This window comes from Paeniglutamicibacter cryotolerans, from assembly GCF_014190875.1.
Lineage (GTDB): Bacteria > Actinomycetota > Actinomycetes > Actinomycetales > Micrococcaceae > Paeniglutamicibacter > Paeniglutamicibacter cryotolerans.
On sequence record NZ_JACHVS010000002.1, the window covers coordinates 84,500 to 96,148 of the forward strand.

14 protein-coding genes are annotated in these 11,649 nt (G+C 66.7%); 6 read left to right on the forward strand and 8 right to left on the reverse strand.

The window, feature by feature from the left end; all coding sequences use genetic code 11:
• Positions 1-74: 74 nt before the first annotated feature.
• The 4 genes from E9229_RS13555 (at position 75) to E9229_RS13570 (ending at position 4,318) form a co-directional block, all read left to right on the forward strand.
• Positions 75-1,652 (forward strand): S1C family serine protease, encoded by a 1,578-nt coding sequence (locus E9229_RS13555; RefSeq protein ID WP_183512131.1) that lies wholly within the window; start codon positions 75-77, stop codon positions 1,650-1,652.
• A gap of 134 nt (positions 1,653-1,786) precedes the next feature.
• Entirely contained in the window at positions 1,787-2,602 is an 816-nt protein-coding gene (locus tag E9229_RS13560; protein ID WP_183512132.1) for an electron transfer flavoprotein subunit beta/FixA family protein, read from the forward strand.
• Between the two features lie 14 nt (positions 2,603-2,616).
• Complete coding sequence (locus E9229_RS13565; protein WP_183512133.1) at positions 2,617-3,561, forward strand: electron transfer flavoprotein subunit alpha/FixB family protein; 945 nt, start codon at positions 2,617-2,619, stop codon at positions 3,559-3,561.
• A gap of 1 nt (position 3,562) precedes the next feature.
• Positions 3,563-4,318 (forward strand): PIG-L deacetylase family protein, encoded by a 756-nt coding sequence (locus E9229_RS13570; RefSeq protein ID WP_183512134.1) that lies wholly within the window; start codon positions 3,563-3,565, stop codon positions 4,316-4,318.
• A gap of 143 nt (positions 4,319-4,461) precedes the next feature.
• Here E9229_RS13570 and E9229_RS13575 read toward each other — a convergent pair whose 3' ends face one another.
• Positions 4,462-4,731, reverse strand: a complete 270-nt coding sequence (locus tag E9229_RS13575; RefSeq protein WP_183512136.1) for a helix-turn-helix transcriptional regulator — start codon at positions 4,729-4,731, stop codon at positions 4,462-4,464.
• A 62-nt stretch (positions 4,732-4,793) separates the two neighbouring features.
• Here E9229_RS13575 and map point away from each other — a divergent pair, with 62 nt between their 5' ends.
• The gene (map, locus tag E9229_RS13580; protein WP_183512137.1) at positions 4,794-5,558 is read left to right on the forward strand and encodes a type I methionyl aminopeptidase; all 765 of its coding nucleotides are present in this window, start codon (positions 4,794-4,796) and stop codon (positions 5,556-5,558) included.
• Between the two features lie 134 nt (positions 5,559-5,692).
• On the opposite strand, the gene E9229_RS13585 is transcribed toward map, so the two are convergent.
• From E9229_RS13585 to folP, 7 genes are all read right to left on the reverse strand, one after another.
• Entirely contained in the window at positions 5,693-5,863 is a 171-nt protein-coding gene (locus tag E9229_RS13585) for a hypothetical protein (RefSeq protein ID WP_183512138.1), read from the reverse strand.
• A gap of 88 nt (positions 5,864-5,951) precedes the next feature.
• Positions 5,952-6,725: a MerR family transcriptional regulator gene (locus tag E9229_RS13590; RefSeq protein WP_183512139.1), complete on the reverse strand. Its 774-nt coding sequence runs from the start codon at positions 6,723-6,725 to the stop codon at positions 5,952-5,954.
• A gap of 81 nt (positions 6,726-6,806) precedes the next feature.
• On the reverse strand, positions 6,807-7,358 hold the full coding sequence (locus E9229_RS13595; RefSeq protein ID WP_183512140.1) for an anti-sigma factor: 552 nt from the start codon (positions 7,356-7,358) through the stop codon (positions 6,807-6,809).
• Positions 7,359-7,446: 88 nt separating this feature from the next.
• On the reverse strand, positions 7,447-7,917 hold the full coding sequence (locus tag E9229_RS13600; RefSeq protein ID WP_183512142.1) for a tRNA (cytidine(34)-2'-O)-methyltransferase: 471 nt from the start codon (positions 7,915-7,917) through the stop codon (positions 7,447-7,449).
• A gap of 47 nt (positions 7,918-7,964) precedes the next feature.
• Positions 7,965-8,885 carry a J domain-containing protein gene (locus E9229_RS13605; RefSeq protein WP_312855710.1) on the reverse strand — a complete coding sequence of 307 codons (921 nt, stop codon included), beginning with the start codon at positions 8,883-8,885 and terminating at the stop codon, positions 7,965-7,967.
• 131 nt (positions 8,886-9,016) lie between these two features.
• Positions 9,017-9,769, reverse strand: coding sequence for a pyrimidine reductase family protein (locus tag E9229_RS13610; protein WP_183512144.1), 753 nt, complete (start codon positions 9,767-9,769; stop codon positions 9,017-9,019).
• Positions 9,763-10,701 carry a dihydropteroate synthase gene (folP, locus tag E9229_RS13615; protein WP_183513057.1) on the reverse strand — a complete coding sequence of 313 codons (939 nt, stop codon included), beginning with the start codon at positions 10,699-10,701 and terminating at the stop codon, positions 9,763-9,765. Before folP ends, E9229_RS13610 begins: the two co-directional genes overlap by 7 nt.
• Positions 10,702-10,787: 86 nt before the next feature.
• On the opposite strand from folP, the gene E9229_RS13620 reads away from it, so the two are divergent.
• Positions 10,788-11,642: a hypothetical protein gene (locus E9229_RS13620; RefSeq protein ID WP_183512145.1), complete on the forward strand. Its 855-nt coding sequence runs from the start codon at positions 10,788-10,790 to the stop codon at positions 11,640-11,642.
• The last annotated feature ends 7 nt before the right edge of the window (positions 11,643-11,649 follow it).

The window sequence follows — 11,649 nt, forward strand, 5'->3', positions numbered from 1 at the left end:
GCTTTTGCTTCTGCCCAGCACAGCACGTCTTGGCATAGTTGAGACCAACGGAAGCTACTAGAAGAAGGTCAGCGATGAGCGAGAACGAGCAAGCCCCCAGCGATGCCCCTACGGGCAGCGAACCCACGACGAACATTCCGGCGAAGGCCGAGGCCACGCCGCCGGCTCCATTCACGAGCTGGGACGCAACCCAGCCCATCGAACGCTCCGCAGATTCCGTGCCGGTCCCTCCGGCAAGTGCTTCGGTTCCGCCTCCGGCTCCCGAAACCCGCAACGCCAACGGTGTCCAAACGCAGCCAGTTCTTCCGCAGCACGTCGCTCAGAACCCGGAGGCGTTTGGTGCCCCGGCACCTGGCCCCTCCGGCGCTCCGGCCGACTCGCATGGCCAGCACGTTGCGGGAAGTTCGTTCTCGGCCCCGGCCAAGCCGGCCTCCGCCGTGCGTCGCTTCACCGCCTCAACGATGGTGATCGGGATGGTTGCCGCCGCGCTGGTTGGCGGGGCAAGTGCAGTAGGTGCCAGCTACCTCATTAATCCGCAGCTGCAGAGCTCCTCGGTCCAGACGCCAAGCAGTTCGATCATCGTCAACAACACCTCCAGCGTCACGGCAGTGACAGCCGCCGCGGCCAAGGCCAGCCCCAGCGTGGTCACCATCGATGTGACGGGCAAGAGCTCATCGGGATCCGGCTCGGGCATCATCTTGGACACCGAGGGGCACATCCTGACCAATACCCACGTGGTGACGCTGGGTGGAACCACTGCCGATCCGAGCATTGCAGTGCAGACAAGTGACGGCGTCGTCCGTGAGGCGACATTGGTCGGTACCGATCCGCTCTCGGACCTCGCCATCATCAAGATCGATGCGCCGGGACTGGTTCCGGCGAGCCTGGGTGATTCGAACAAGGTGAACGTCGGTGACACGGCGATCGCCATCGGCGCCCCGCTGGGCCTGAGCGGTACGGTCACTGACGGCATCATCTCTACGCTGAACCGCACCATCGCCGTGGCTTCCTCCGCCGCGCCGAAGGGGAACACCGACGGCCAGTCCAATGGGAACGGTGGCGACCAGTACAACTTCCAGTTCCCTGGCACACCCAGCCAGGGTAGCAGCGCTAACCAGGGGTCGATCTACCTCAATGTGTTGCAGACCGATGCCGCCATCAACCATGGCAATTCCGGTGGCGCACTGGTGGACAGCGAAGGACGGATCATCGGCGTCAACGTCGCCATCGCCTCGGCGGACTCCTCGAGCAGCTCATCTTCCGATTCCAGCGGCAGCATCGGTGTCGGCTTCGCCATCCCGATCGACTACGCCCAACGCATCGCCCAGGACCTGATCTCCAACGGCGTGGCGACGCACGGCCTGCTCGGTGTCACGGTTCAGGCCAAGCCCGCCTCGGTGAAAGGCGTGAATTCGTCCTTCACCGTCGGGGCCGAGATCCAGACGGCTCCGGCAGGTTCACCTGCAGCCAAGGCCGGGCTCAAGGCTGGCGACGTCATCACCGGCGTCAACGGCACGCCCATCAGCGATAGCCAGTCGCTGACCGCCACGGTCCGTCAGGCCCCGGCTGGCTCCACCATCTCGGTCACCTACATGCGCAACGGCCAGCAGTCGTCGGTCGATGTCACGGTGGGTTCGACTCCGGCTTCCTAGGGTCGAAGCAAGGGAAAGTGCGCACATTGGCGGGAACGATGCAAATCGTTCCCGCCAATGTGTCATGTGTGCCAAGCCCCGATAACATGGATGCTGGCCATACCGGCCACCACACCGCATAAGGAAAGGCAGCGATGAGCGACCCAGCAGGAACGCCATTGAGGATCCTGGTCCTGGTCAAGCACGTCCCGGACGCACAGTTCGACAGGCGGCTCGAGGAACCAACCCACCGAGTCGACCGCAGCGACTCCATCCTCTCCGAACTCGACGAGTACGCGCTGGAAGCCGGGCTTCTCCTGGCCGAGGCGCGCGGGGGAGCCAGCGCCGGGAACACCGTCACGGCACTGAGCATGGGGCCTGCAGCCGCAGTGAACGCCGTCAAGAAATCCCTGCAGATGGGAGCCACCGATGGCGTGCACCTGTGCGATACGTCGCTTGAGGGTTCGGATGCCTACGCCACCTCGCTGGCCCTGGCCGCAGCCATCAGGCACCTGTGCGGCTACGACCTGGTGATCACGGGGATGGCGTCCACCGACGCCGAAACCTCGCTGGTGCCGGCGCAGCTGGCCGAACGCCTGGGCCTGGCCCAGCTGACCATGGTCGCCGACCTGAAACTGGAGGGTTCCGTGCTAACCGCCCGCCGCGACGGTGACCACGCGGCGCTGACGCTGCGCGCCGAACTGCCGGCCCTGGTCTCCGTCACCGACCAGGCCAATGAGCCGCGCTACCCCAACTTCAAGGGCATCATGGCCGCCAAGAAGAAGAAGATCACGACCCTGAACCTGGCCGACCTCGGTCTGGACCCCGCGCAGGTCGGCGAGGCAGGCTCCGCCACCCGTGTGCTTGATGCGGCCGAACGGCCCGCCCGCGGTACAGGCACCATCATCACCGATCAGGGGGACGCCGGAATTCAGCTTGTCGATTTCCTGGCCGCCCAGCGAATGATCTAAGGCTAGGGAAGAACATGGCAAAGATTCTGGTTTACATTGACGCCCCGGCGGCAGAACCGACCGCCGCCCAGCGTGAACTGCTCACCCTTGCGGCTCGGCTCGGAGAACCCGTGGCGGTGCTCGGAACAGTGGCCGATGCCACGGCAATTGCCGCGCTCGGTACCCATGGCGCAACTGCCGTTCTCGGCACCGGGGCCCCGGCCCTGGGCTCGGTGCTCATTGCGCCACAGGCCGCGTTGGTCGCCGCTGCGGCACGGCACGTGGAAGCAGCAGCGGTCCTGCTGCCGAACACCGCGGACGGCAGGGAAATCGCGGCCCGCGCCGCCATCAAGCTGGATTCGGGTGTCATCACCGACGTGATCGACGTGGCTGCCGACTTCACCGCCACCAAGCCCGTGCTCGCGGGCAGCTTCACGGTCACGGCCCGGGTGACCCGCGGCATCCCCGTGCTCGCGCTGAAGCCCAACAGCATCGAGGTCGGAACCCCGATCCCCGCCGAGGTGGACCTCGAGGAGCTGGAGCTCGGTGACACCGGCCCCGGCGCGCAGATCACCGGCAGCGTCGAGAGCCCGGCCACCGGGCGCCCGGACCTGCAGGACGCCAGTATCGTGGTGGCCGGAGGACGCGGAGTGGACGGGGACTTCACCCCCGTGGAGGTCCTGGCAGACGCGCTGGGAGCTGCCATCGGCGCCTCCCGTTTCGCTACTGACGCCGGCTGGATCGACCATTCGGCGCAGATCGGGCAAACCGGCAAGACGGTCTCCCCGCAGCTGTACATCTCAGCGGGCATTTCCGGGGCGATCCAGCAAAAGGCGGGCATGCAGACGGCCAAGGTCATCGTCGCAGTGAACAACGACCCCGATGCGCTGGTCTTCGAGATCGCCGACTTCGGTATCGTCGGGGACCTGGCCAAGGTGCTGCCGCAGGCGGCAGCCGAAATCAATCGCCGGAAGAGCTGACATGACGACGTTCAATCCCGAAACCCAGACGGTCAAACGCGTGATGTGCTTCGGTGCGCACCCCGATGACCTGGACTTCGGCGCCTCGGGCACTGTTGCGGCGTGGACCGCTGCCGGGGTCGAGGTGCAGTACTGCATCATGACCGACGGGGACGCCGGCGGATTCGACCCGGATCACCGCGGCTCGATCACCGATATGCGCCATGAGGAGCAGCGTGCCGCTGCACGCCAAGTGGGCGTGGAAACTGTGCACTTCCTCGGTGAACGAGACGGCTTCCTGGAGCCCACCCACGAGGTGATGGCCCAGGTCGTGAAGCTGATCCGTGAGCTGCGCCCCGACGTGGTCCTGGCCCAGCACCCGGAACGCAACTGGGACAGGCTGCAGAAGTCCCACCCGGACCACATGGCCTGCGGCGAAGCGGTGACCCGTGCCGTCTACCCGGCGGTGGAGAACCCCTACTCGTACCCGGAGCTCGAGGCGGCAGGCCTGAAGGCCTACAAGCTTCCGTGGCTGTGGCTCTACGGTGCCCCGGCCGAGCGCGAGAACCACTGGGTGGACGTGACTGCGACGTTTGAACAGAAGCTCGAGGCGCTGCGCCAGCACCTGAGCCAACATCCCGATGTGGGTGGCATGGAGCGCTTCGTGCGCAAGCAGTGCGAGCAAAAGGGAGCCGAAGCCGGGTTTGAGGCGGGATCCCTGGCCGAGGCCTTCCACGTCGTTGCGGTGAACGCCAGCGACACCATTGCCGGGTTCTAGAGCCCCCAGGCACGTGAAGCAGCGGCCCCGCATCTCCATGGAGATGCCGGGCCGCTGCTTTTTTGCGTTGATCCGAGCGGGTTGCCGACCTGTCGCGGGCTCCGGTGAGGCCGCGGGTGCGCCGGGCAGGCGGGGGACGGTGCCTAGGAAGCCTTGTGCTTGAGGGCGGCATCTTCGTGGATTGCACCCCAGACGGTGTCCAGCGACAGGCCAAGTGCCGTTGCGAGCATTGCGACGGTGGAAAACGAGGGTGTGGGAACCCTGCCGCTTTCGATCTTGCGCAGCGTCTCCGGCGAGACTCCGGCTGCCAAGGCGACGCCCAGCATGGGTCGCTCGCCGCGCGCGCAGCGGAGCAGTTCGCCCAGGAGCTTGCCGCGCATTACTTCTTCGGGTGTCAGGGGCAATCGGACCATGCCTCCCATCCTACCGGTATAGTAATACCGGGATAGCTATTGGCATGACGTGAAGGAAGCACATGATCGAAATCCTCACCCCGACTGAAATCGAGCGTGCCAGGAAAAGCGGGCGGTTCGTTGCCCTGGTGCTCAAAACACTCAGGGAGCGGGTCGTCGTCGGGACGAACCTGCTCGAGATCAATGCCTGGGCCGCGGAAATGATCACCGAGGCCGGGGCGGAGTCCTGCTACCTCGATTACGCGCCATCCTTCGGCCGGGGCCCCTTCGGGCATGTCATCTGCACCTCCGTCAACGATGCCGTCCTGCACGGACTGCCCCACGACTATGTGCTGCTCGACGGTGACCTGCTGACACTCGATTTCGCCGTCACCTTGGAGGGGATCGTCGCTGACGCCGCAGTGAGCTTCATCGTCGGAACGCCCCGCGACCCCCAGGACCAGCGCCTGATCGATGCGACCCGGACCGCCTTGGCCGCCGGGATTGCCGCGGCCCGGCCGGGTGCCCGCATCGGCGATGTGGCACATGCCATCGGCACAGTGCTGACAGCTGCGGGGTATGAGGTAAACACCGAATTCGGCGGGCATGGTGTCGGCTCGACCATGCACCAGGATCCCCATGTTCCCAATATCGGTCGACCCGGTCGGGGCTATGAGCTGCGCCCCGGGCTTCTGCTCGCCATCGAGCCCTGGGCCATGGCGGATACGGCAAACCTCGTCCTGGACGACGACGGGTGGACGCTGCGCAGTGCGACAGGTGCGCGCACCGCCCACACCGAACACACGATTGCCATCACCACCGGCGATCCGGAGATCCTGACCGCCTGAACCGGTTTCCAGAGCGCCGGCCGATGCATAGGGACGTGCAGCTGGGAGCCCGTCGGCCCGCTGGAAGGCCTCACGGCGGGTTTCGGCGCGGCTCCGCCGCCGGTGTGGGACATGGGACCCGCAGGGGCGGTGATTCAGCGCTTCCTGTCCGCACCGGGGCGGATGCGGTAGGGGAAGACGCCCAACCCCACCAGCGACGCCAGCAGGACTGCCCCGATGATCAGCAGTGCCCCGATATTGCTTCCGTAATCTTTGCATTCGGTGGTGCTTTGGGCGCAGGAGGCCAGGACCATCAGGTTCGTCATGCCTCCCACTCAAGCAGAAACCCGGAGGAAAGGGCCCGGGTTCCCGGTTTAGTTATGGGTTCTTGACCTGTGGCCCGGTCCGCCTCGGCTAGGACAGGTCAGTCCGGGCATGGACGGCCATGGCCGAACACAGATAGGCCGCCACGCCATCGCGGGCCGATTGGCCCTTCGGCCTGTCATACGCGGCGGTGAAGCGGCCATCCGACACGTACATTTCACCGAGCCCGATGTATGCATCCCGCCCTGGCGTCCAGCTCAACGAGACCCAGGCGTGGTGCCGGGCCACAGCGGCCTGGGTCCGGGCGCCGTCCACCGGCAGCCCGGCATCGAGGCAGGCCGCCAGTTCCGCGGCGATCGACTCGTGCTCGGCGAGCATCGAGCTGCGGCCTTCCGGTCCCAGGGCGTTGATCTGCCGGTTCGAATCCTCCACCGCTGCATCGCCCCAGCGGGTGAGGGCCTCATCTTCATAGGGGTTCGGTTCGAATCCCCGGTACATGTCCTTGGCGCTCATGGCTTCTCCCTGTTCCAATGCCGCGATTGTCGCATCCACCGTCCGGCTCATCTGGGCCAGGCGGCGGCGTTCGGCGTCCAGCCACTTCCGATGCACACGAAGTGCCGGCACGGTGTCCGTCTGTCCGTCCAGGACCCCGGCGATGGCATCAAGGCCGAGCCCGAGGTCCCGCAGGAGCAGGATCCGCTGCAACCGCAACAGCTCGTTCCCGCCGTAGTAGCGGTAGCCGTTGGGTGCCGTGCGGGAGGGGAGCAGCAGACCCAGCGAATGGTAATGGCGCAGCGCACGGGAAGTGATTCCGGCATGCCGCGCCAGGTCGCCGATGCCGTATTCCACGTTGTCCTGACTCATGAAACCAGCGTAGAAGTTGACGCTGCGTCAAGGTCAAGACCCGCGGGACGGGCAGTCGGGCATGGGGAAGGGTGCACGAGCCTATTGGTCGTCGTTCAGTTCGAAGGTGACCAGCGGTTCGGCGGAAGGGGTCTGGGAGCCCTCGGCCGGTTCGACGGTGAGGATCACCGTACCGATGGCGCTGTTGCCCTTGAACCCTGCTGTGGCACCCTGACCGGCGGACGGAATCTCGGTGAGCACGCTGGGGGCGTCGGTCTTGGCGTCGGTCAGCCACAGCACGTAGGACTCGTTATTGGGCAGCACCGGCAATCCGGCCAGGGTGACGGTGCCCGTATCCTTGGCGGCGGAAGTCATCAGCGTCGCCGTTCCGCCGCCCTCGACGGGCTGGGACTGTTCGGCCTTGTCCTTGGCGCCCTCGGTCATCGAGGTGAAGTCCTTGGGTAGGAGGTTCGTCAGCAGGATGGCCCCGCCGATCAGCACGATGGCCAACGCAGCGACGACGAGCATCCACTTCTTCAACGGTCGCGGACGGGAACCGTCCCCATGCTCGGCGACCTGGTCAACCAGGTCCATCCCCAGATCCTCGTCGGGCTCATACGCATCGCCGGCGTGGAAGGGATCGGTGCCGCTCATATATATCCATCCTTAGGTAGCTCAGGAAAACCTCGCGGCTTCACTTTAAGCATAGGCGAACGCCCCGGGCTCGGCTTTCAGCCGGCACTCAGTGGCCTGTGGAACCCGCGAAGCCCTGCTGGCGCCAGGCTTCGTACAACACGATGGATGCCGCATTGGCCAGGTTCAGTGACCGACGCGAGGGCAGCATGGGCAGACGCACCCTGGCCGTCACCCGGGAATCCGCCTTGACCTCGGCAGAGAGGCCAACGGATTCCGGGCCGAACATCAAGACGTCACCGGTTCGGTATTCGATGTCCGTGTAGAGTTCCTCGCCCTCGGAGGTGAAGGCGAAGACGCGTTCCGGGGCCAGGGCGGCCCAGGCGTCCTGGAGGTTCTTGTGCACGGTCACTACGGCGAGATCGTGGTAGTCGAGGCCGGCCCGGCGCAACTTGGAATCCTCGAAGTCGAAGCCCAAGGGCTCGACCAGGTGAAGTTCGGCGCCGGTGACTGCGGCGAGGCGGATGGCGTTACCCGTATTACCGGGAATCTCTGGGCTATGGAAAAGTATGCGGAACACGCCCCCTATCTTAGGGCGCGGCGCACCGGTGTGGGGAACCGGGCAGATCAGTGCATGCCGGAGATGAGCCGGGACAGGACGGTCACGTCCACGACGTTCGGCGAGGGGCCGCTGCCCAGGAACATCTTCAGCTCACGGACCAGGTTCGCCGGGTTGACCACGTTGATCCCGGCGCTGCTGGCAGGATCGGCACCGCGGGCGTAATCGATGACCGGCTCGTGCAGGTTTCCGTTCGGGGAATGGATGACAGTCCACCCGGTCACGTTCAGTTCAGGAAAGAGCGATTGCATCCTGAACACCGCGGGGGCAATCTGGGGCGGTTCGATGCGCTTGCCGTCGCGGAGCAGCGTCGCCCCGTCCCAGCGGTACACGCCGTTGGGCAGCATCATCGAATCCACCAGGGCCAGGCGGTACCCGGCGAGCACGGCATGGTCGATGTAGCCGCGGCCGTCGGGTGAATGCAACCCGTTGACCATCCGCGCCGAGGGCAGGGCGGAGAGTACCTGGCCGGACAACAGCGAAATGGTCTTCGCCTCGCGGGCCATCCGGGCCTGGGCGCCGAAGATCCCGCGTTTGCGCGGGGCGCCATGGATCGTCTGGGCGGCGGTCTCGGGGCCGAGCGCCGGGGAATCGGCGGAGCCGAAGGGCGGTACGTAGATGCTCGGGTCCGCGGCCGTGGGGCGCTTGCCGGAGGCCGAGGTGGTGAAGCCGGCGCCGGAGCGTGGCGTGGAGGGCTGGCCGGGGAGGTTGTAGGCGGATGCCGTGGCATAACTCCTGTCGTAGCGAGCCCGGGCATCGGGGTGGATCAGTGTCTCGTAGGCCAGCGAGACCTGCCGGAACTCCTCCGGGTCCCCGCCATGGTCTGGATGGGTGAGCCGGGCAGCGCGCCGGAAGGCGGTCTTCACCTCTGCGGTGGTTGCCGAGGGGGTGAGGCCAAGTACCTCATAGTGGGTTCGAACCCGTGCCACGCGCTGCCTTCCATCGCCTTCATGTACAAACAGGTAGCCGGTTCGGAACCGGCTACCCCGCATGGGGAAATCCTACCGGTGAGGACGCGGCGCTGCGCTGTCGGTGCGCGCAGGGCTGAATCCCAAACCCATCAGGGACGACGGTACTCGGCGAGGAGTTCACCGTCCTGTTCAAGCAGGAGCCGCAGGGACAGGGGGATCAGCTCCGGCCTGGAAGGGCCGGAAGCGATGCGCCGACCGGATCCGCCGGCGAGTTTCGGGGCGAGGCTCAGGCAGAGGCTGTCCACGAGGCCGGCGCCCTGGAACGAGGCGAAGAGCCGCGGTCCGCCCTCCGAGTGGATCATGCGCAGCCCGAGTCCGGACAGCACGGCAACGATCCCCGCGGGGGTCAACTCGTCCCCGTCCGTGGGACAGTCGATGACTTCGGCAACCCGCGATAGGGCCCTGCGGCGCGCAGCCGCCGCACCGGGGGAGCCGAGCACCAGCACCCGGTGAGGGGAAGCTGAAAAGAGTTCGCCGTCCGGATCCAGGTCCAGCGAGCCGGACACCACGGCCAGGCGCGGGTGGGCCGCCATCCCCTGGGAGGCGCGCCACGCCTGCCCGGGGGCATCGAGCAGTTCCCCGGCATAGCCCTCGGCACGGATGGTCCCGGCGCCCACCAGGATCACCTCGGCATGGCGGCGCAGCAGGGAAAAGACCCGTTTGTCACCCGGCCCGCCCAGGGCGCCGGAGAGCCCGGCGTGGGTAGCGGATCCGTCCAGGGACGAAACGAAGTTGAAACGCACGAACGGATCCGATCCCGCTGGCGGCGCATACCAGTGGAGAAGTGTCTCATCGTCGACGGCCGTGGCCGTGGCCGTGGCCGGGTAGAGCCGGTTCAGCATCCGCCGGTGCCCTTCCCGGCGGTCAACGGGTGTGCCGGCTCGTTGGCCTCGCCCATGTTGTGCTTCAGGTAGGCCGGTTCGCGCCAGCCCATGGCCGCCTCCAGCAGCCGGACCGCCGAGTTGGCCTCCGGGATGTTATGCATCCTCACGATCCGGGCCCCGTTCATGATGCACATGGTGGCTGCGGCGAGCGAGCCGGCAACCCGTTCGTGCTTGGGCAGGTTCAGCGTCTCGCCGATGAAGTCCTTGTTGGAGACGGCGGCTAGGGCAGGGAAGCCCAGTGCGGCGATCTCCTGGAAGCGGGCGGTGATCTCCAGGGTGTGCAGGGTGTTCTTATTCAGGTCGTGGCCCGGGTCGATGATCAGTTTGTCCGCCCCGATGCCCAGGCCCCTGGCGAGCTCGGCCTTGCGGCGCAGGTAGTCCGCCACGTCGGTGACCACGTCGTCGTATTGAGGGCGCGGGTAGGTGGTGCGCGGGGCCGCCAGTGAATGGGTGAGCACCAGGTGGACCCCGGCATCGGCGACGACCCGGCCCAACTCCGGATGGCTCAGGCCGGTGGTGTCGTTGATGACGTCGGCTCCGGCGGCAATCGCGGCGGCGGCGACATCGGGCAGGAACGTGTCGGCCGAGATGATCACGTCCGAGCGCCGGCGTACGGCCTCGATGACCGGCACGACCCGCTCCGCCTCCTCCTCCCAGGACAGTGCTGGCCCGGGGGAGAAGGGCACGCCGCCGATGTCCAGCCAGTCCGCACCGTCCTGGACCGCCCGCATCGAGGCACCCACGGCCGCCTGCAGCGAAAACGTCGCACCGCCGTCGTAGAAGCTGTCCGGTGTGCGGTTGATGATCGCCATCAACGCGACCTGCCGGCGGAAATCCAGGGTGCGATGGGCAAAGCGATGCACCGGGGAGTGCAGCTCGGGAAGATACATGCTCACGTTGACTCCTTGGGTCGATAACACATTCATACCAGCAGGCCCCGTGCGGTGTCCGCAGCAGCAGCCGATACGCTGGTTCCATGGCTTTGTATTTCACCGGACCCGAACCCGGACAATGGATCGTAGACGCCCTTGACGCCGAGGGTCCTGCCGGACGGGACCTCGTTGCCGGGCAGGTGCCGCGCGGCTTCGAGGCCTACGCCAGGATCTTCCACCCGGCACTGGATCTGGACGGGACCCTGGTTCCCTGGGCGGCCATCGCCCGGGAGCGAGGCACCCTGATGCACGGCGAGGCCCAATTCGCCTCGATTTCCGGCATCTCCGACGACGGCAGCGCACTGGTCGAGGACGCCTGGGACGGGGACAACCCCACGTCCGAGGGCCTGCCGGCTCCGGAACTTGCAGCGGCCGCCCGGATCCTCGCCACGCATACGGCCACGCCGGAAAGGATCCATCTGGGCCTGTGGAACGGCTTCGCATTCATCCACGGCGGGGATGCCGTCACCGTCCTGGTGGACAGGGATCCGGACCTCAGTGTGGAGGAGCAGGCGGCCGAGGAGGCGCGCCAGAACGCCGAGGCCAAGCGTCCCGGCTTCGCCGACGCCATCCGCCACGGCGCCCTGCTCGAACTCGGCGATGCCTACCGGGCCTTCTACCTCTTCGAGGGCGATGCCGCTGACCTGGCGGCGCCGGCGTGGGCCAGCGGCAGCCTCGGCGACGAACGCCGGTCCCCGAACCTGGCCTGGCCGTGGGACAAGGCCTGGATGCTCTCCTCAGAAATCTATGAGGATTCCACCATTGTCGGCGGCAGCATCGAGCTGGTCCGGGCCCTGGTGGCCTGCCCGGAGCTTGAGGCCCACGCGGTGAACGCCGACTCGCGCCTCGACGTCCACGGAGACACGCTCAACTCCTCACCGGACCAGGCGGGATACTGACCGGCAT